Raw genomic sequence first — 20,628 nt, forward strand, 5'->3', positions numbered from 1 at the left:
GGAATCAGGAAGAAACTGGATAATTACGGAGGTTTGAAATAAGTATGTATAAAATATTGAAGAAAGACGGCCGCGCCAAGCGTGCCGAATTTACAACCGTACACGGTACGGTGCAGACGCCGGTGTTCATGAACGTGGGAACCGTGGCGGCCATTAAGGGCGCGGTAGCCACCTCCGATCTGGAGCAGATCGGAACCCAGATTGAGCTTTCCAACACCTATCACTTGCACGTGCGTCCCGGCGACCAGGTGGTGAAGAAGCTGGGCGGCCTGCACAAGTTTATGTCCTGGGACAAGCCGATTCTGACAGATTCCGGCGGATTCCAGGTATTTTCCCTGTCCTCCTTACGCAAAATAAAGGAAGAGGGCGTATATTTTAACTCCCATATTGACGGACGGAAGATTTTTATGGGACCGGAGGAGAGTATGCAGATTCAGTCTAATCTGGCCTCCACTATTGCCATGGCCTTCGACGAGTGCGCGCCGGCCCTGGCAGAGCGGGATTATGTGGAGAAATCCGTAGCCCGCACGACCCGCTGGCTTGCCCGCTGTAAGGCGGAAATGCAGCGGCTGAACAGCCTTCCGGACACCATCAACCAGAACCAGCTGCTGTTTGGAATCAACCAGGGAGCGATTTATGAGGATATCCGGATCGAGCACGCCAAGGAGATTTCCCAGATGGATCTGGACGGCTACGCCATCGGCGGCCTGGCCGTGGGAGAGACTCATGAGGATATGTACCGGATCATCGAAGCGGTGACGCCGTATCTTCCCGAGGACAAGCCCACGTACCTGATGGGCGTGGGAACGCCGGCTAATATCCTGGAGGCGGTAGACAGGGGCGTGGACTTCTTCGACTGCGTATACCCAAGTCGGAATGGACGCCACGGCCATCTGTACACGAATCTGGGAAAAATCAATCTGTTCAACGCCAAGTACGAGCTGGACGACCGGCCCATCGAGGAGGGCTGCCAGTGTCCGGCCTGCCGCCGCTACAGCAGGGCCTATATCCGCCATCTCCTGAAGGCGAAGGAGATGCTGGGCATGCGTCTGTGCGTCCTTCATAATCTGTATTTCTACAATACCATGATGACCGAGATTCGTGATGCCATCGACAGGGGCGAGTATCAGGCGTACAAGAAGCGGAAGCTGGATGGCATGATGAACGGGCAGGTATAAAATAAGTATAAAATCAGGTCAGAGTACTTGACCGGAGATCGGGAAGTATGCTAGTATAATAGAAGTGCGCAGAGGCAGGGAGAGGATCTGCCCGGACGCAGTGATTGATCAGGAGGAATGAACATGAATTTACTTGCAACAGGCAATGCAGCAATGGGATGGGGAACCATCATTCTTTATGTAGTAGTAATCGGAGCATTTATGTACTTCGCGGCTATCCGTCCGCAGAAGAAAGAGCAGAAGCGTCTGAACGCCATGCTTGCAACCATGGAAGTAGGCGATGTAGTCGTAACCACCAGCGGATTTTACGGCGTTCTTATCGATATTACAGAGGATGACGTGATCGTAGAGTTCGGCAGCAACCGCAACTGCAGAATCCCGATGAAAAAAGCAGCTATCGCAGAGGTGGAGAAGAGCAATGAGTAAGAAACCGACAGTATTGATGATTCTTGACGGCTATGGCCTCAATGAGAATCCGGAGGGCAATGCCATCGCCATGGCGAAGATTCCGGTGATGGACGGCCTGATGAAGGACTACCCCTTTGTAAAGGGCAACGCCAGCGGACTGGCAGTAGGACTTCCGGACGGACAGATGGGTAACTCTGAGGTTGGCCATATGAACATGGGTGCGGGACGCATCGTATATCAGGAGCTGACCCGTATCACAAAGGAGATCCAGGATGGAGACTTCTTTGAAAATGAAGCGCTGGTGAAGGCTGTGGAGAACGCGAAAGCGAAGAATTCCGCGCTGCACCTGTTCGGACTGGTATCCGACGGCGGCGTACACAGCCACAATACCCATATTTACGGACTGCTGGAGCTGGCAAAGCGCCACGGTCTTGAGAAAGTTTACGTACACTGCTTCCTGGACGGCCGTGACACACCGCCCACATCAGGTAAGGATTTTGTACAGGAACTGACAGACAAGATGCAGGAGATCGGCGTCGGCGAGGTGGCTTCCGTTATGGGACGTTACTACGCCATGGACCGTGACAACCGCTGGGATCGCGTGGAGAAGGCTTATCTGGCTCTGACCAGGGGCGAGGGCAACGAGGCGGCTGACGGCGTCAGCGCGATCGCGGCTTCCTACGCAGAGGGTGTGAATGATGAGTTCGTGCTTCCGGCCGTGGTAAAGAAGGATGGCAAGCCGGTGGCTACCATTCAGGACGGCGATTCCGTGATCTTCTTCAACTTCCGTCCGGACCGCGCGAGAGAGATTTCCAGAGCATTCTGCTGTGATGAATTCGATGGCTTCCCCCGTGAGAAGCGTCTGGATCTGACCTACGTATGCTTTACCGAATATGACGCGACGATTCCGAACAAGTTGGTAGCTTTCCACAAGGTGGAGCTTCACAATACCTTTGGCGAGTATTTGGCAGCTCACGATATGACACAGGTTCGTATCGCCGAGACAGAGAAGTACGCCCATGTGACTTTCTTCTTCAACGGCGGTGTCGAGGAGCCGAATAAGGGCGAGGATCGTATCCTTGTGAAGTCTCCGAAGGTAGCGACCTATGACCTGCAGCCCGAGATGAGCGCTCCGGCAGTCTGCGACAAGCTGGTAGAGGCCATCAAGTCTGATAAGTACGACGTGATTATCATCAACTTCGCGAACCCGGATATGGTAGGCCACACCGGCGTAATTCCGGCGGCTGTACAGGCAATCGAGACCGTAGACGGCTGCGTGGGACGCGCCGTGGAGGCACTGAAAGAGGTCGACGGTCAGATGTTTATCTGCGCAGACCACGGCAATGCCGAGATGATGATTGACTATAAGACAGGCGAACCCTGGACAGCGCATACGACCAATCCGGTTCCGTTCATTCTGGTAAATGCAGATCCGGTTTATAAATTAAGAGAGAATGGCTGCCTGGCAGATATCATTCCGACACTCATCGAGCTGATGGGAATGGAGCAGCCTGCTGAGATGACCGGCAAGTCTCTGCTGGTTAAGGAGGTTTAAGCATGGGAGTTATCCGAGCAATTTTAATGGTTCTGTTTGTACTGGTATGCATCGCACTGACTGTAGTGGTACTGATGCAGGAAGGCAAGTCCAACGGCCTGGGAGCCATCGCAGGCGGCAATTCTTTCTGGGAGCAGAATAAGAGCCGTTCCGCAGAGGGCAAGATTGTACTTGCAACCAAGATTCTGGCGATTGCCTTTATCGTGCTGGCACTGGTACTGAATTTGAATATTTTTTAATGTAATAGCCTGTCTATGACAGATTTTACGACAGATAAAGCACTCCCGGGATGAAAACCGAGGGTGCTTTGTGTTTTCAGGCAGAAGCCGGAGGAACTATGGCAGACAAGACATTTGAAGAGCGAAAGAAAATTATATATGATTTTATCAATGATCCGCGCTATGTGCCCATGAAGCAGAAGGAGCTGGCGATTATTCTGCAGGTGGAGAAGAAAGACCGGGAGGAGCTGAACCGGGTTCTGGATGAACTTCTCTCCGAAGGGAAAATCTCGCTGTCCAAACGGGGACGCTACGGAAAAGCAGAGATTAAGAAGGTCGTCGGCGTGTATACAAGTCATGCCAAAGGCTTTGGCTTCGTGTCCGTAGAAGGCGAAGAGCAGGATATCTTCATCGGGGAAAATGACGCCGGGGATGCATTTCTGGGCGATATGGTCGAAGTGGTCATCAAGGGCCATGCAGGCAAGCGGCCCGAGGGCGTGATTACGAAGATTCTGTCCCATGGCCTGACCGAAGTTATCGGAACCTTCGAGCGCAGCAAGAATTTCGGCTTCGTAGTACCGGATAATCAGCGCATCAATCACGACATTTTTATTCCTTTGGAGAAAATCGGGCCTGCGGTCAGCGGACAGAAGGTGGTTGCGGAGATTATCGATTATGGCAGGGGACGGAAAAATCCCGAGGGCAGGATTACCCGGATTCTGGGCGAAGCGGACGATCCGGCCACGGAGGTGCTGGCGATTATGCTGTCGTACGGTATTCCTACGGAATTTCCGGAGAGGGTGCTGAACCAGGCGGAGCGGGTAGCGAAGCCGGTGTCCGAGGCCGATCGGGCCGGACGGCTGGATCTGCGGGACGAGGTCTGCGTGACTATCGACGGCGAGGACGCGAAGGATCTGGATGACGCGGTTTCTCTGCGAAGAGATGGTGAAAATTATGTGCTGGGCGTGCATATCGCAGACGTGACCAATTATGTGCAGGAGAACAGCGCCCTCGATCATGAGGCCCTGGATCGGGGAACCAGCGTCTATCTGGCGGACCGGGTAGTTCCCATGCTGCCGCGTACTCTTTCCAACGGTATCTGCTCTCTGAATGCAGGGGAAGACCGGCTGGCCCTGAGTTGCATTATGACCATTGACAGCAAGGGAAAGATTATCAGTCATACCATCGCGGAGACTGTGATCTGCGTGAACCGCAGGCTCAGCTATACGGGCGTGCAGAAGGTGTTGGACGACGATCCGGAGGAAACGGCCCTCTATCCGGAGCTGGTTCCCATGCTGAAAGAGATGGCGGAGGTGTCGGCTCTTCTCCGGAAGCGGAGAAGGAAGCGGGGATCCATTGATTTTGACTTCCCGGAGACCAAAGTGATTCTGGATGAGAAGGGGTATCCCATTGACATCAGGCCTTACGAGCGGAATGCAGCCACGAGACTCATTGAGGACTTTATGTTGGCTGCCAATGAGACCGTGGCCGAGGACTATTACTGGCAGGCCCAGCCTTTTGTGTACCGGATTCATGAAAAGCCGGACAGCGAGAAAATGAGCCGCCTGGGCACCTTTATCCGAAACTTTGGCTACAGCCTCCATACAGCGGGAGATGAGATTCACCCGGGCGAGGTGCAGAAGCTGCTGGATAAGATTGCGGGAACGCCGGAGGAGGCCATGATCAGCCGACTGACTCTGCGATCCATGAAGCAGGCCAAGTATGCCACTGACTGTACCGGGCATTTCGGACTGGCTGCTACCCATTACTGCCATTTTACCTCCCCTATCCGGCGGTATCCGGATCTGCAGATTCACCGGATTATCAAGGAAAACCTGCGGGGACGGCTGAACGGAGAGCGAGTGGTGCATTATGAGGCCATTCTGCCGGAGGTGGCCAAACGTTCCAGCGAGCTGGAGCGGCGGGCCGAGGAGGCGGAGCGGGAGACCGTGAAGCTGAAGAAGGTGGAATATATGGAACAGCATATCGGCGAACAGTTCGATGGCGTCATTTCCGGTGTAACGGCCTACGGTCTGTACGTGGAACTGAACAACACGGTGGAGGGTCTGGTACATGTGAATTCCCTGACCGACGATTTCTATGAATACGATGAGGCCGGAAGCGAGCTTCGGGGTACACGGACCGGAAAGGTCTGGCGCATCGGCGAGCGGGTACGCATCCGGGTGAAAGGGACGGAGCGGCTGTGCAGAACGATTGATTATGAACTGATGTAACGAACCGCTTCCTTACGCACGGCAGTCGCAAGTGCTTCAGGCTGCCTGGATGGGTTTAAATACGGAAGAACAGGCGTATAACCGGTCTGATGTGACAGACAGAACGGGAGGTACGAAACAGATAAATGAGGAGAACGATATGGGGAAGGATAATTACAAGTTAGTGGCCAATAACAAGAAGGCATATCACGATTATTTCATCGACGAGACCTACGAGACCGGCATCGCCCTGGCCGGAACCGAGGTGAAGTCTGTCCGCATGGGAAAATGCAGCGTCAAGGAGGCCTTCGTTAAAGTAGAAAAGGAAGAGGTCTGGGTCTACGGCATGCACATCAGCCCCTATGAGAAGGGCAATATCTTCAACAAAGATCCCTTACGCCCCCGAAAGCTTCTGATGCACAAATACGAGATCCGGAAGATCGCGTCCAAGATGGCCGAAAAAGGCTACACCATGGTACCCTTAAAGGTCTATTTAAAAGGCAGCCTGGTCAAAGTCGAGGTGGGTCTGGCCCGTGGTAAAAAACTCTACGACAAACGACAGGACATCGCTAAAAAGGATCAGCGTCGCGAGGCGGAGAAGGAATTTAAGGTGAAGAACCTTTATTAAAAATCACTGGATTGGAGGTTTTCTGATGCTGAAGATGTTGATTCGGATGGATGAAAAGAAGATTACGGAAGAGAAAACCTATAAGCTGGAGTCGGTTTACCGGACACTGGATAATTTATTTGCCAAATACGGATTGGTTCGTATGGAAGATGCCTCAGGCGCAAGAGTTTACCGGGATAGTGGGAATGAGAATGATTTTGCGTATTTTGGGATTATCACCAATGGATTAAAACGTCAAACCTGGTTCATGGACAATGCGCTGGAATGGGTGTTTTATGAGAGTGACGACTTTCTGGATGATCCAAATGATTTTGATGAAGAAGACTTTTTGAAACACTACAGAGAAAAAATGGCTATGAGAGCGTAAGATATTGGAAAGAAAATATTTTAAGGCTCTGAATTTTGATTTGGATACACATCAATTGAAGGAACATTATCCGGGAACAGATTATCATCATGCGTATGAAGATTTGCGAAAATTTTTCGGACAGCAGGGATTCTCGCACAGACAGGGATCGGGGTATTTGTCAAATCATAAAATGGATAGTTCAGAAATTTATGATTTGATGGATCTGATAAATGAAAAAATGCCTTGGATGAAAAAATGTGTACATATCATTGATGTTACGAATGTTGGAAATCAGTATGGGCTGGTGGAATTACTGAAGAAAGGCGATAGTTTGGAAATCGAAGATTCCGGATTTCCCATAGTAGAACACTGACAGAAAAAATGGCGGGGGTTACTCCTCTGCCATTTTGAGCGCAAATAGCAGAACAATATGACGGAAAGGGAGAAAACATGAAACCAACCGAAGTCTTAAAAACCTATTTCGGCTACGACACCTTTAGGCGGGGGCAGGAGGAGATTATTGAGGCGATCTTGAGGGGCCGGGATGCGCTGGCGATTATGCCGACGGGAGCGGGAAAGTCGGTGTGTTATCAAGTGCCGGCGCTGATGCTGCCGGGGATTACGCTGGTGGTGTCGCCGCTGATTTCGCTGATGCAGGATCAGGTGAAGGCCCTGAATGACGCCGGGATTCATGCGGCGTTTATCAATTCGGCTCTGACAGAAGGGCAGATTCGAAAGGCCCTTTCGCTGGCGTCCCAGGGTGTATATAAGATTATCTACGTGGCACCGGAGCGGTTGGAAAGCTGGGAATTTCAGGACTTTGCGGCTCATACAGAGATTTCCATGGTGACCGTGGACGAGGCTCACTGTATCTCCCAGTGGGGACAGGATTTCCGGCCAAGCTACACGAAAATCGTAGACTTCATTCGGAGGCTTAAACGGCGGCCCATCGTCAGTGCTTTTACGGCGACAGCCACCGAGACGGTGAAGACGGATATCCTGCGATCGTTGCAACTGGCAAATCCGAAGGTTGTCGTGACCGGCTTTGACCGGGAAAACCTCTATTACAGTGTGGAGCATATCCGGAAAAAGGACGATTTTATCTTGGATTACATAGAAAAGCATCCGGCGGACAGCGGCATCATTTACTGCGCGACCCGGAAAAATGTGGACAAGCTCTACGAAGAATTATTCAAGCGGAGCGTGGCGGTGACGCGCTATCACGCGGGTCTCGGAGGCGTCGAACGGAAGAAAAATCAGGAGGATTTTATCTACGACCGCTCTCCGGTCATCATTGCCACCAACGCCTTTGGTATGGGCATCGACAAGTCAAACGTTCGTTATGTGATTCACTACAACATGCCTCAGAGCATGGAAAATTATTATCAGGAGGCAGGGCGCGCCGGAAGAGACGGCGAACCGGCCCGGTGTATTCTTTTATTTTCCCCTCAGGACATGATGATCAATCGATTTTTGCTGGAGCAGAAAGACTTCTCTGAATTGACTGGAGAGGAAGCCAGACTGATTCGCCAGCGGGATACGAGACGGCTTCAGACCATGGAGCAGTATTGTCGAAGCACGGAATGTCTGCGAAATTATATTTTACAGTATTTTGGAGAGGAGATGGAAGGCCCCTGTGAAAACTGCGGCAACTGCCACCGGGAATACACGGAAGTGGACATGACGGAGGAAGCGAAGCAGGTGGTGCGTTGCGTGACGGAGACCCGCGGACGCTATGGAATTCAGAGTGTCATCGGCACCCTGATGGGAGCCAACCGTGCGAGACTGCGGGAGCTGGGAACTGTGGATTATGAGTCCTACGGAAGTCTGAAGGAGAAAAACGAGGCCGATCTGCGCGCTCTGATTAGTCAGATGGTAAGCGAGGGGTATCTACATCAGACCGAGGAGCAGTACAGCGTTCTGAAGCTGGGTGATACCACGCCGCTGATGGAGGAGGACACCCGTGTCATTTTACGGACCTGGAAGGCGAAGGAGCCGGAGAAAAAGAAGAAGGCGGCCAGAAGTAAGAACACGGATGGCCAGACCAGCACCGGAAGCGAGCTGTTTGAGGTTTTGCGGAAGCTTCGTATGGAAATCGCCCGGGAAAACAGTGTGCCGCCCTATATCGTATTCAGCGATAAGACTCTGATCGACATGTGCGTGAAGCTACCTGCTACGGAGGAGGAATTTCTGGAGGTCTCCGGCGTGGGAGAAAATAAGCTGAAAAAGTACGGGAAGCAATTTCTGGAGGCGATTACGGAATTTCAACAGGAGAAAGAAGAAAAAGGCGAGAAATAGAGAGAAAAGTCATAATCGGAATTTGCAGGTCTGTCAAAGCCGGTAAAGAATGAAAATGTTATAAAATGTTATAAATTGAAAAGAACACTGTTATAAAAATGATATTTTCTGTTAAAAAAAGAAAATTACGGGTTGATTTTTATGTGAAATGTAGATAAAATAGAACTAGGTTCTTCGGGCAGAAGTGGCTTTCAAAAAGGAAAGCCTCCCGTTGACAAACACCCGAAATTTTAAGGAGAGGATATCATGATTATCACACAGAAAAAGCCCATCGATGAATTGATGGCAATGCTCGGAGACGCGCAGAAAATTGCGATTCTGGGCTGCGGAAGCTGCGCAACGGCATGTGCCACAGGCGGCGAGAAGGAAGTAGCAGAACTGAAAGCATATCTGGAGTCTAAAGGAAAGACCGTAGTAGCCACCAATATGGCAGATTACTGCTGTATGAATATGGGTGTAAAGACCGCTATGAAGAAGCTGAACGCGGCAGGACCGGACGCGGTTGTCTGTATGTCCTGCGGTGACGGCGTGCAGGTGGCGGCAGCCCACAGCCCGTCCGCACCGGTTTACCCGTCCAACAATACCATGTTCCTGGGTGAGGCTGTCCGTTTCGGTCTCTTCGAGGAAGCCTGTCATCTGTGCGGAGACTGTGTGCTGGGAACCACCGGCGGTATCTGCCCTATTTCCCGTTGTGCAAAGTCTCTGGTAAACGGCCCCTGCGGCGGTCAGAAGAACGGCAAGTGCGAGGTGAATCCGGACAACGACTGTGCATGGATTATGATTTACAAGCGTCTGGAGTCTCTGGGAAGACTGGATCTCCTGACAAAGAGAAGACCGGACAAGGGATACGCGAAGGTATCTTATCCGAGAACAATTAATATCAGGGGGAATAAATAATGGGAATGTTAGAGAAAGCGCTGGAAGGCGGTAAATTTGGTGTAACCGTTGAGATGGCTCCCCCGAAGGGATATGATTTTACAGAGCAGCTTGCGGTAGCAGAGCTTCTGAAGGGCAAGGTTCACGGCGTGAATGTAACCGATATGCAGTCTGCCTGTCTGAAGGCTTCTTCTTTAGGCCTTTGCATTAAGCTGAAGGAAGCGGGACTGGAGCCCATTGTGCAGGTCACAGGACGTGACAGAAGCCGTATGGGGATCATGGGCGATATGCTCTCCGCAGCAGCCTTTGGCATCGACACCATGTTGGCTCTGACCGGAGACCATCCGACTGTAGGCGATTGCAAGGAGTCCAAGCCCGTCTACGATCTGGATTCCGTAGGTATCCTGCATATGCTGACTTATATGGAAGCTACCGGCAAAGACTGTGGCGGTAATGATCTGGATAATGCGCCCACCTTTTACAAGGGAGCTGCGGTAACTCCGGTTTACGATCCGCTTCCGTTGCAGATTAACAAGCTGCGCCAGAAGGTAGACGCAGGCGCACAGTACATCCAGACCCAGGGTATCTTTGATATCGAAGGCCTGAAGCGTTTCATGGACGAGGTGGACAAGGCGAACATCCATACTCACATCATGGCTGGTATCATCCCGCTGAAGGCGGCTGGTATGGCGAAATATATGAACGAGAATGTACCGGGTATCGCAGTACCCCAGGATATGATCGACCGTCTCTCCGCTGCGGCAGCAGAGGGCAAGGAAAAGGGTGTTAAGGGACTGCCCACACAGCTGGGTATCGAGATGGCTGCCGAGATGATCGCGAAGATCAAGGACGAGGGCATCTGCGACGGCGTACATATCATGGCCATCGGTGCTGAGAAGAATGTGCCGAAGATTCTGGAGAAGGCCGGAATTACCATCGAGTAAGTGTCGGGATAAGATTTAAGGGAAAAAGAGAAGATAATGTGATAGAGTGTGCAGGACGGTTGGAACCGTCCTGCACATTTTTAACCCAAAAAGAATTCGGCCACAAAAACTACTGCGCAGCAGACGACTGCTACGGGCAGCAGTCCCGCGCCCATCCAGGCAGCTGCAATGCCGATGATGAGGGCCAGCGCTCCTGCAATGGGAGACTGAGTGGCGTGGATGATGGCCGGAAAGGTCATGACGGCCAAAGTTACGTAGGGCACATAGTAGAGAAAGGACTGGAGGAACTGATTTTCCAGCGGCTTTCGAATCAGGGTCAGCGGCAACACACGGATGGCGTAGGATACGGCGGCCATGATCAGGATGTAGATGTAAATATTGTGGGTCATGGGTTCGAAGCTCCTTTCTCAGCAGTGGATTTGAATTCATTCTCTTTGGAAACCGGGAACAGAATCGCGGCTCCGGCGGAAATCACGACCGTCAGGATGATGGTCCGGGTGCCGTCCGACAGGGTGCTGACCAGAGGCAGCACAGAGCAGGCGAAGCTGGCCACAAAGGACAGGGCCACCAGTCCGGCAACTACCTTATTTTTCCGGGCGGGCGGAATGATCACGGCCAGGAACATACCGAAGAGAGCCACGCTTAAGGCGCTGACCACGCGTTCCGGTAAGATATTGCCCGCGATGATGCCAAGGGATGTACCGATGGACCAGCCGGGCATGGCCATGAGCATGGCGCCGTAGGTATAATAAGGATTCAGGTACCCGGGACGGGCAATGGCGATACCGAAAAGCTCATCCGTAATATCGAAGCCCATCAAAAGCCGGTGCCCCAGAGAAAGTCCGGGCTCCAGCCGCTGGCTCATGGCACAGCTCATCAGAAGATAGCGGGCGTTGGTGATTAAAGTAACAATGGCGATTTCCGCGTAGGCGGCATTGGCGGCGATGACTGTGATGCCGGCGTATTCGCCCGCAGACGCATTATTCAAAATGCTGATTAAAAATCCCTGGAAGGCATTGAGACCGGCGTTCCGCGCAGTGATACCCAGAGAAAATGCCACAGCCAGATAACCGAGGCCAATGGGAATGCCGTCCCGCATGCCGAAGCGAAAGGCCTGCGCTTTATTATCATTCATAAAATTCTATGCTCCTCTCTCTTTCGAAACAGATAATATTGTAGCAGTTTCCAGCAGAGAAGTAAAGAGAGAAGTATAGAGAAAAGACTTGTACAGATTTACGGAAACGGATATAATAGGGTTCATATTTTGAAGACGAGAAAGAGGAATCAATAAGATGGAATGGACAGGATATGAGCTTTTGTGGCTCTTTTTTGCATATGCCTTTGCGGGCTGGATGATTGGTACGGCCGGAGCGGCGGTGCGGCAGAAGAAATTTGTGGACGTGGGTTTTCTCTATGGCCCCTGGTGTCCGGCCTACGGCTTTGGCGGCCTGGCCTTCGCTGTTTTCCTGACGGAGCTTCATGACAACCTATTTTTCCTGTTCGTGGGCGGCACGATTCTTTCCTTTGTGGTGACGTATACGACTGGCTTCGTGCTGGAGCGGATTTTCCATCGGAAATGGTGGGATTTCTCCCGGAAACGGTTCCAGTTCAGCGGCTACGTGAGCCTGCCCTGGTCGGTGGTTTGGGGCCTGCTTGGCGTACTCTGTATCCGTTTTGTGAATCCGTTTTTGCGGGATGTGCTGAAGCTTTTGCCCCATGGGGTTGGAAAAATTATTCTGCTTGTGATTGGTATCATTTTCATTTTGGATTTTGTCGGCACGCTGGTGGGAATTTTGAAGGTGAAATCCAGCGTGAGAAAGGCCTCCCTGCTCTATGGTGTAGCAGAGAATCTCCAGAAAACATCCGACGAGATGGGCGGCAGACTGACGGCCTTTGTGATTCGACGTATGGAGCGGGCGTACCCGAGACTGGCGTCGGAGGAGCTTCTGCGGGCCAGACGGGAGCAGGAGCAGGAAGCTGACGAGGCCCGGAGCCGGGCCGGCGTTTTTGCGGTGGGCTGCTGTTTTTATAAACTGGTATGCCTGTTTTTACTGGGTGCCTTCCTGGGTGATATCACGGAGACCATTTTCTGCTATGTGACCGCCGGAAAGCTCATGAGCCGCAGTAGTGTGGTGTATGGGCCCTTCAGTATCGTCTGGGGGCTGGGCTGCGCGCTTCTGACAGCGGTGCTGTACCGGTATAAGGATCGGAGTGACAGCTTTATTTTCTGCTTTGGTACGGTACTGGGCGGCGCTTACGAGTACATCTGCAGCGTCTTTACGGAGCTGATATTCGGTACGGTGTTCTGGGATTATAGTAAGATTCCGTTCAATCTGGGCGGCAGAATTAACCTCCTGTATTGTTTCTTCTGGGGCATCGCTGCAGTAGTCTGGATGAAGGTGCTGTATCCGCGGTTTTCCGGCTGGATCGAAAAGATTCCGAAGAAATTCGGAACCTGGATGACCTGGATTTTGCTGGTGTTTATGATTTTTGATATCTGCCTGTCGGGACTGGCCCTGAACCGCTATACAGTGCGGCAGACAGGTGAAGGCATTGAGACGGCGGCGGACGGGTGGCTGGATACCCATTTCCCGGATGAGCGGATGGAGCGGATTTATCCCAATGCGATTCTGGTGGAATAAAAAAAGACTTGATTTTTCAGAGGTTTCGGGCTATACTGGGAACACAGATTACCCGAAGTGGGCAAAACAGCTGCCGTTCACAGCGTTTCAGGCAGCTTCAACCAGGGCTTGTACTGGTTTCGACGGGGGTCTCGCAGCTGGTGAAGCTATCCGCAGGCGATGCGTCAAATCGCGAAATTAAAAATAAACGCTGAAGATAATTTAGCATACGCTGCCTAATGGCAGCTGTCGGCCTTAGAGCACCCGCACTTTAAGAATCCGGCATCGATTATGTGGGAAACGACATGCGTTAAGCTTTGCGCGCATGGGCGTATCATGAAGCTACTGAAGTCCGCAGGGTGTTAGTTCCCGGCTGACGGAGGGAATGTCAAAGAACTGACTACGATAGTAGAAGAACAGGGAACAGGCTTTCGGACAGGGGTTCGATTCCCCTCAGGTCCATTCCGCAATCCTTTTAGATGAGGGGTTGCGGATTTTTTATTAGGCAAGAATAAATAAGGTATCGTGCATATCCGAGAGGAAGATGTATCCGCGATACCTTATTTTGCAATCTAATACATAATCACAGCCCGCACCGGACACACCGGGCTGCAGTAGCCACAGGTCAGGCATTTGTCGTGGTCGACTTCCGCCAGGCCATTGTCGTTGTAGAAGATGGCCCCGGCGGGACAGGCGGCTTTGCAGGAGCCGCAGCCCTCACAGTCCTCCTGGTTAATGTAGACCTTCTTTTTGGAGACGTCCGGGTTGTAGGTCTTCGGCATGGAGCCGTCGAGATAGGCGACGAGATCGTCCACCTCCGCATTTTTTCCAAAGCCGATCATGACCGAATCGATCTCCTCTTTGGAGAATACATAGTCAAGAGCTTCCTGATAATGGGACGTGAGACTTCCGCCGCCGAAGGCCTTCATGGAAAAGACGCCTTTTCCAGCCCGGTGGCAGCGGCGGATGGCCTCGAGCATTTCCTCTTTGGAACCGAAAGCGTCGCCCTTTCGAATTCCCAGCCCCGCGTAATTGATCAGCGGAAAGACCACGTCCAGTTCCGGCATGGAAGCGGCGGCTTCTGTGACATCAATGTGATGGGTAGAAAGTCCGATGGCCCGCACCAGCCCCTTTGCCCGGGCGTCTATGAGGGCATTCCATGCTCCGGATCGTTCTTCTAATTGCCCCGAACGTACCTCATGCATGAGAAAAATATCAATGACGTCGCGCCCCAGTTCTTCCTGCGCTTCCAGCACTGCATCCATCATTCCATCATAATCAGTGCAGAGGGATTTGGAGGAAATGACTACGTCGTCAAAGCCCCCATGTTCCAGCGCCCTTTTGATATACGGATAGGTTCGGTAATACTGTGCCGTATCCAGAAAATTGAACCCATGCTCCAGGGCGTAGCGGATCACCCCAGCTCCCTGTTCCACAGGCAGAGCCAGCTGACTTGGACCCATGGGAAGCACCCCGAAGCCCGCGACAGAGACCCGGATGTCTGTGTTTCCTAAAATTTTTTTCTTCATAAAGGTTCCCCTGAATTCCTGAAATTGTGTAAAATATATTGTCAAAATCGTTGCATTTATTGTAATTATACATGGATTAGTGAAAAAATCAAACCCAAAAGAAACTGTTGATTTCTCATTTGATATTTAGTATTATGATAAAGGATCTGTATACATAGATCTGAAGATCAGGAGGAAAGATTCATGCAGGATATGATCAGAGTTGCGGTGGACGCAATGGGTGGCGACAATGCGCCGGACGAGATTATCAAGGGTGCCATGGAAGCCGTAGCGCTGCGGGAGGACATTCAGGTTCTGCTCGTGGGAAAAGAAGAGCTGATTCGGGAGAAGCTGAAAGATTATTCCTATAGAGAGCAGCAGGTAGAGATTGTGAATGCGACAGAAGTGATCGAGACGGCAGAGCCGCCGGTGGCTGCGATTCGAACGAAGAAGGATTCTTCCATTGTAGTCGGACTGAAGCTGGTAAAAGAGGAAAAGGCGGACGCTTTCGTATCGGCAGGCAGCTCAGGAGCCGTACTGGCAGGAGGACAGCTTCTGGTGGGACGGATCAAGGGCGTGGAGAGACCGCCTCTGGCACCGCTGATTCCCACAGAGAAGGGCGTATCCCTGTTGATAGACTGCGGAGCCAATGTGGATGCCAGACCATCTCATCTGGTACAGTTTGCGAAGATGGGTTCCATCTACATGGAGCATGTCATGGGCGTCAGGAATCCCCGCGTAGCCATCGTCAATATCGGAGCCGAGGAGGAGAAGGGCAATGCCCTGGTAAAAGAGACCTACCCGCTTTTGAAAGAGTGCGACGGTATCAATTTCGTGGGCAACATTGAGGCGAGAGATATCCCCCACGGACAGGCGGATGTCATCGTCTGTGAGGCCTTTGTGGGAAATGTGATCCTGAAGCTTTATGAAGGCGTGGGAGCCGTGCTGGTCAGCAAGATCAAGGCCGGTATGATGAGCACCCTCAGAAGCAAAATCGGCGCGCTTCTGGTGAAGCCGGCGCTGAAGGAGACGTTGAAGTCCTTTGATGCTACCGAATACGGCGGAGCGCCGCTTCTGGGCCTTCGGGGACTGGTAGTCAAGACCCACGGAAGCTCTAAGGCGAAAGAAGTCAAGAACTCTATTATCCAGTGCGTAACATTTAAAGAGCAGCGGATTAATGATAAGATCAAAGAGAATATTGTAAGAGAGGAAGGATGAAACAATGGAATTTGAAAAACTGAAAGAAATTATCGCGGATGTCCTGAACGTGGACGAGGATGAGATCACCATGGACACCACATTCGTGGACGATCTGGGAGCAGATTCTCTGGATGTATTTCAGATTATCATGGGAATCGAGGAGGAATTCGACATTGAGATCGCCCAGGAAGAGGCAGAGAAAATCGTATCCGTCGGTGACGCGGTGGAAGCCATTCGCAATCTGAAGAAGGACTAAGAAGATTATAAAACTTGTCTCAGAAAGGCCGCGGCTTTTCTGAGACATTTTTGTGTTGCTGTGAACGAAGTGGGCAGTAACACTTTTGTGAGGAGAACAAATGAAGCTGGAAGAATTAGAAAACAAACTGGGTTACCATTTTCACGACCGGAGGCTTTTGGAACACGCCCTGTGCCACAGCTCCTACGCCAACGAGCGCCACTGGGACAAGCTCATGAACAACGAGCGCCTGGAGTTCTTAGGGGACGCGGTGCTGGAGCTTGCCACCAGCGAATATCTGTATCAGAATTATCCGACCATGCCAGAGGGCGAGGCCACCCGTACCCGGGCCAGTATCGTCTGCGAGCAGACCCTGGCGCTGTGCGCGCGTGATCTGGGCTTGGGCGAATGGCTAATGCTTGGCAAGGGCGAAGAACTGACTGGAGGAAGAGACCGGGATTCCATCACCTCAGACGCCATGGAGGCATTGCTGGGAGCCATTTATCTGGACGGTGGTTTTGCTAATGCAAAAGAATTCGTACATCATTTTATCTTAAATGATATCGAGCACAAAAAACTCTTTTATGATAGCAAGACTATCCTTCAGGAGCAGATTCAGAGTGAGACCGAGGAACCGATCCACTATGAACTGGTGAAGGAAGAGGGACCGGATCACAATAAGCGGTTTACGGTAAATGTGGTATTGGGTGAGAAGGTGCTTGGAAGCGGCAGCGGCCGGACCAAGAAGGCGGCTGAGCAGGAAGCGGCGTACCGGGCACTTCTGGCCAGAAAAGTCCGCGGATAACGGGGTAAGGAATGTATTTAAAAAGTATAGAAGTACAGGGCTTTAAGTCCTTCGCAAATAAAATCGTATTTGATTTTCACAACGGCATTACCGGCATTGTGGGCCCCAACGGCAGCGGTAAGAGCAACGTGGCGGACGCAGTGCGCTGGGTCCTGGGCGAACAGCGTGTGAAGCAGCTGCGAGGCGGTACCATGCAGGACGTCATTTTCGCGGGAACGGAGAACCGGCGGCCCTTAAGCTACGCCTATGTGGCCATTACGCTGGACAATTCAGACCATCAGCTGTCCATCGACTACGAAGAGGTGACCGTATCGAGACGGCTTTACCGCTCCGGCGAGAGCGAGTACCTGATCAACGGCGCGGCCTGCCGCCTGAAAGACATTAACGAGCTGTTTTACGATACCGGTATCGGTAAAGAGGGCTATTCCATTATCGGACAGGGTCAGATCGACCGAATTTTAAGCAGTAAGCCCGAGGAGTCCAGGGAGCTCTTCGACGAGGCCACCGGCATCGTGAAATTCAAGCGTCGGAAGAACACAGCCCAGAAGAAGCTGGAGGACGAGAAGCAGAACATCGTCCGTATCAACGACATCCTGGCGGAGCTTGAAAAGCAGCTGGGGCCCCTGGAGAAGCAGTCCGCGGTGGCCCGGGAATATCTGAAGAAAAAAGAAGCATTAAAGCTTTACGATGTGAATATGTTTCTTCTGGAGACCGGGCGTGTCCAGAGGGCTATTACAGAGCTTGAGACAAAGATCGGCGACGCGGATCGGGAGCTGAAAGAGACCACCGAACAGTATGAGAAGATCAAAAAAGAGCATGCCCGCATCGAAGAAGAGTTAGAGGAACTGAACCGACGCCTGGATGAGACGAAGGAGGCTGCTTCCAGGGCAGGCCTTGGCCGCCAGCAGCTGGAGGGTCAGATTGAAGTTCTGAAGGAGCAGATTCATTCAGTGCAGCAGGGCGGCGAGCAGCTGGAAGGCCGTCTGAAAAATATCGCGGCGGATATGAAAGAGCGTCAGGAAGCCAGAGAAAAACTGGCGGCAGAGCAGGCGGAGCTTGCGAAGCAGCTGGAGGCCGCGACGGCAGTCTCCACCGAGGCGGACGCGCGTCTGCAGGAACTGCGGGCCCGGATCGAGGCGGAGAATACAGCCGCGGAGACCAGCAAGAACAGTATCATCAGCCTGTTAAATGAGCGGGCTTCCACGAAGGGCCGTCTGCAGCGCTACGATGCCATGCAGGAGCAGGCCCAGATTCGGAGAACCGAGCTGAATCAGAAGCTGCTGCTGGCGAAAAGTAGTGAGGAAGAGCAGCGGGGACAGTACGAGGGATACCGAAAGGAACTGGAAGAGGTTTCCGGCCGGATTATTGAGCTGTCTGAAATCCAGCGGGAGAAAGAGGCCGAGGCCGAGAGCCTGCGCCGGGAGCTGGGGAAAAAGAATGAGGAGCTGGAGATTGGCCAGAGCGCCTTCCACCGGGAATCCTCCCGTCTGGAATCTTTGCGGAACATGGCCGAGCGCTACGACGGCTATGGCAACAGCATCCGGAAGATCATGGAGCAGAAAAAGAACGTCCCAGGTATCGAGGGCGTAGTCGCAGATCTTATCAAGGTGGATCAGCGTTATGAGACCGCCGTCGAGACGGCTCTGGGCGGCAGCATCCAGAACATCGTCACAGAAAATGAGGAGACTGCCAAGCGGCTCATCGAATATCTGAAAAAGAACCGTTTCGGCCGGGCCACCTTCCTGCCCCTGACCAGCGTGGGCGGAAGAGGCGGCTTTGCGAAGCCGGAGGCCCTGAAGGAAAAGGGAGCCATCGGCCTTGCAAGTACTCTGGTACGGGCGGATAAAAAATATGACCGGGTGGTACAGCATCTGCTGGGCCGGGTGCTGGTGGCGGAGCATATCGACGATGCCATCCGCATTGCCCGCAAATACAACCATTCCATCTTTATCGTTACCCTGGAGGGCGAGTCTTTAAGCCCCGGAGGTTCCATGACCGGCGGAGCCTTCCGCAATTCCAGCAACCTGCTTGGCCGAAAGCGGGAGCTGACGGAGCTGGAAGAGAACGTACAGAAGCTGGAAGCGGATATCAGAGAGGCCCGTCTTCGGATCGAAGCCCTGCGGGAGCAGCGCCGGGCGCGCCGGACGGAGGCAGAAAGTCTGAACGCAGAGCTGCAGCAGTTGTATCTGAATCAGAATACGGCGAAAATGAATTCCGATCAGGCGAAAGCAAGACTGGATGAGATTATCGAGGGCTATTCCGGGCTTCGAAAGGAACTCTCAGAAATCGAGAAGCAGTTTGCGGACATCCGGGACAGCCGGGAAGCCATTTTCCGGGAGATTCGGGAATCTGAGGAGCAGGAAAAGCAGAATGAGGCCAGAATTGAGGCAGCCCAGATCGCTTTGACGGAACTGAAGCAGAAGGAGTCCGCGGGAATCAGTGAGAATGAAAGGGCGCACCTGAACCTGGCGGCTCTGACCCAGAAAGCAGGCTTCGTGGATGAGAACGCAGCCCGGATCGAGCGGGAACTGACTCGTCTCCATGCGGAGGAGCAGGAGATTCAGGAAAGCATGCAGAAGGGCGACGCGGACATCGAGGCCAAGAAAGAGGGCATCGGTGCATTGCAAAAGCAGATCGAAGCGATGATTGCGGAGAGTGAGCGCTTAAGCAGCGAGACTGCGGAGCTTGGCGGCAGGCGGGAGGCCCTGCTGACCGGCCAGAAGGACTTCTTCACCAGGCGGGAGGAGCTGTCTGAGAAGCAGACCCACCTGGATAAAGAAGTCTTCCGCCTGAACAGTCAGAGGGAAAAACTGGAAGAAACTGCGGATTCCCTGACGGACTACATGTGGGAGGAATACGAGCTGACTTATAATACAGCCCTTCCCATGAAAAAGGAAGAATACACGGATCTGGCGGCATTGAAGAAGCAGACCAGCGTGCTGAAGGATGAGATCCGGAAGCTGGGCGACGTCAATGTGAACGCCATCGAGGATTATAAAAATATCTCGGAGCGGTATGAATTTATGAACACCCAGCGGAATGACCTGGTGAAGGCTGAGGAGACCCTGATGGGCATCATCGAAGAGCTGGATACGGGCATGCGCCGCCAGTTCGAGGAGCAGTTCGCCCGGATTCGGGTGGAGTTTGATAAGGCCTTCAAGGAACTGTTCGGCGGCGGAAAGGGAACCCTGGAACTGGATCCGGATGCGGATATGCTGGAGGCAGGCGTGCGGATTATCGCCCAGCCGCCCGGTAAGAAGCTGCAGAACATGATGCAGCTTTCCGGTGGCGAGAAGGCTCTGACAGCCATCTCCCTGCTGTTCGCCATTCAGAACCTGAAGCCCTCGCCCTTCTGTCTGCTGGACGAGATTGAGGCGGCTCTGGATGATTCCAACGTAAATCGCTTCGCAAAATATCTTCATAAGTTGACAAAGAATACACAGTTTATTATTATTACACATAGGAAGGGAACCATGGAGTCCGCAGATCGTCTGTATGGTATCACCATGCAGGAGAAGGGCGTCTCCACCCTGGTTTCCGTAAACCTGATTGAAGAGGAATTAGATGAATAGTTAAATTCAGGGGGAAATGA

General features: G+C 52.5%; 19 protein-coding genes and 1 other RNA gene. 17 read left to right on the forward strand and 3 right to left on the reverse strand.

The window, feature by feature from the left end; all coding sequences use genetic code 11:
• The first annotated feature begins 44 nt into the window (after window positions 1–44).
• From tgt to OCV63_RS04145, 11 genes are all read left to right on the forward strand, one after another.
• Window positions 45–1,178 (forward strand): tRNA guanosine(34) transglycosylase Tgt, encoded by a 1,134-nt coding sequence (gene tgt / locus OCV63_RS04095; protein WP_158362210.1) that lies wholly within the window; start codon window positions 45–47, stop codon window positions 1,176–1,178.
• 123 nt (window positions 1,179–1,301) lie between these two features.
• Complete coding sequence (yajC, locus tag OCV63_RS04100) at window positions 1,302–1,604, forward strand: preprotein translocase subunit YajC (protein WP_331485497.1); 303 nt, start codon at window positions 1,302–1,304, stop codon at window positions 1,602–1,604.
• A complete protein-coding gene (gpmI, locus tag OCV63_RS04105) occupies window positions 1,597–3,141 on the forward strand; it encodes a 2,3-bisphosphoglycerate-independent phosphoglycerate mutase (protein WP_158362214.1) in 1,545 nt (514 codons plus the stop codon). Before yajC ends, gpmI begins: the two co-directional genes overlap by 8 nt.
• Before the next feature lie 2 nt (window positions 3,142–3,143).
• Window positions 3,144–3,380, forward strand: a complete 237-nt coding sequence (gene secG, locus OCV63_RS04110) for a preprotein translocase subunit SecG (RefSeq protein WP_158362216.1) — start codon at window positions 3,144–3,146, stop codon at window positions 3,378–3,380.
• A gap of 98 nt (window positions 3,381–3,478) precedes the next feature.
• Entirely contained in the window at window positions 3,479–5,593 is a 2,115-nt protein-coding gene (gene rnr / locus OCV63_RS04115; RefSeq protein ID WP_158362218.1) for a ribonuclease R, read from the forward strand.
• A gap of 139 nt (window positions 5,594–5,732) precedes the next feature.
• On the forward strand, window positions 5,733–6,200 hold the full coding sequence (gene smpB / locus OCV63_RS04120; RefSeq protein ID WP_158362220.1) for an SsrA-binding protein SmpB: 468 nt from the start codon (window positions 5,733–5,735) through the stop codon (window positions 6,198–6,200).
• Between the two features lie 25 nt (window positions 6,201–6,225).
• Window positions 6,226–6,567, forward strand: a complete 342-nt coding sequence (locus OCV63_RS04125; RefSeq protein ID WP_158362222.1) for a hypothetical protein — start codon at window positions 6,226–6,228, stop codon at window positions 6,565–6,567.
• Window positions 6,568–6,571: 4 nt separating this feature from the next.
• The gene (gene vapD, locus OCV63_RS04130; RefSeq protein WP_158362224.1) at window positions 6,572–6,922 is read left to right on the forward strand and encodes a VapD family protein; all 351 of its coding nucleotides are present in this window, start codon (window positions 6,572–6,574) and stop codon (window positions 6,920–6,922) included.
• Window positions 6,923–6,999: 77 nt separating this feature from the next.
• Window positions 7,000–8,847 (forward strand): DNA helicase RecQ, encoded by a 1,848-nt coding sequence (gene recQ / locus OCV63_RS04135; RefSeq protein ID WP_158362226.1) that lies wholly within the window; start codon window positions 7,000–7,002, stop codon window positions 8,845–8,847.
• Between the two features lie 246 nt (window positions 8,848–9,093).
• A complete protein-coding gene (locus tag OCV63_RS04140) occupies window positions 9,094–9,744 on the forward strand; it encodes a methylenetetrahydrofolate reductase C-terminal domain-containing protein (protein ID WP_158362228.1) in 651 nt (216 codons plus the stop codon).
• A complete protein-coding gene (locus tag OCV63_RS04145; protein ID WP_158362230.1) occupies window positions 9,744–10,667 on the forward strand; it encodes a methylenetetrahydrofolate reductase in 924 nt (307 codons plus the stop codon). Before OCV63_RS04140 ends, OCV63_RS04145 begins: the two co-directional genes overlap by 1 nt.
• Before the next feature lie 80 nt (window positions 10,668–10,747).
• Here the strand turns inward: OCV63_RS04145 and OCV63_RS04150 are convergent, their stop codons facing one another.
• Both OCV63_RS04150 and OCV63_RS04155 read right to left on the reverse strand, forming a co-directional pair.
• Window positions 10,748–11,056: an AzlD domain-containing protein gene (locus OCV63_RS04150; RefSeq protein ID WP_158362232.1), complete on the reverse strand. Its 309-nt coding sequence runs from the start codon at window positions 11,054–11,056 to the stop codon at window positions 10,748–10,750.
• Entirely contained in the window at window positions 11,053–11,802 is a 750-nt protein-coding gene (locus OCV63_RS04155; protein ID WP_158362234.1) for an AzlC family ABC transporter permease, read from the reverse strand. The genes OCV63_RS04150 and OCV63_RS04155 overlap by 4 nt, the downstream gene beginning before the upstream one ends.
• A 157-nt stretch (window positions 11,803–11,959) precedes the next feature.
• Here OCV63_RS04155 and OCV63_RS04160 point away from each other — a divergent pair, with 157 nt between their 5' ends.
• Together OCV63_RS04160 and ssrA are read left to right on the forward strand one after the other, a co-directional pair.
• Window positions 11,960–13,309 (forward strand): putative ABC transporter permease, encoded by a 1,350-nt coding sequence (locus tag OCV63_RS04160; RefSeq protein WP_158362236.1) that lies wholly within the window; start codon window positions 11,960–11,962, stop codon window positions 13,307–13,309.
• Between the two features lie 104 nt (window positions 13,310–13,413).
• Window positions 13,414–13,753: a transfer-messenger RNA gene (gene ssrA, locus OCV63_RS04165) on the forward strand.
• Window positions 13,754–13,860: 107 nt separating this feature from the next.
• On the opposite strand, the gene OCV63_RS04170 is transcribed toward ssrA, so the two are convergent.
• Window positions 13,861–14,817 carry an aldo/keto reductase gene (locus OCV63_RS04170; RefSeq protein WP_158362238.1) on the reverse strand — a complete coding sequence of 319 codons (957 nt, stop codon included), beginning with the start codon at window positions 14,815–14,817 and terminating at the stop codon, window positions 13,861–13,863.
• Window positions 14,818–15,009: 192 nt separating this feature from the next.
• Here OCV63_RS04170 and plsX point away from each other — a divergent pair, with 192 nt between their 5' ends.
• The 4 genes from plsX to smc all read left to right on the forward strand — a co-directional run bounded on the left by plsX (window position 15,010) and on the right by smc (window position 20,608).
• On the forward strand, window positions 15,010–16,014 hold the full coding sequence (plsX, locus tag OCV63_RS04175) for a phosphate acyltransferase PlsX (protein WP_158362455.1): 1,005 nt from the start codon (window positions 15,010–15,012) through the stop codon (window positions 16,012–16,014).
• Between the two features lie 4 nt (window positions 16,015–16,018).
• Window positions 16,019–16,252, forward strand: a complete 234-nt coding sequence (gene acpP / locus OCV63_RS04180; protein WP_158362240.1) for an acyl carrier protein — start codon at window positions 16,019–16,021, stop codon at window positions 16,250–16,252.
• Window positions 16,253–16,352: 100 nt separating this feature from the next.
• Window positions 16,353–17,036, forward strand: coding sequence for a ribonuclease III (gene rnc / locus OCV63_RS04185; protein ID WP_158362242.1), 684 nt, complete (start codon window positions 16,353–16,355; stop codon window positions 17,034–17,036).
• An 11-nt stretch (window positions 17,037–17,047) separates the two neighbouring features.
• A complete protein-coding gene (smc, locus tag OCV63_RS04190) occupies window positions 17,048–20,608 on the forward strand; it encodes a chromosome segregation protein SMC (RefSeq protein ID WP_158362244.1) in 3,561 nt (1,186 codons plus the stop codon).
• Window positions 20,609–20,628 lie beyond the last annotated feature (20 nt).

Origin of the sequence: Laedolimicola ammoniilytica, from assembly GCF_025567165.1 — a bacterium.
GTDB lineage: Bacteria > Bacillota > Clostridia > Lachnospirales > Lachnospiraceae > Laedolimicola > Laedolimicola ammoniilytica.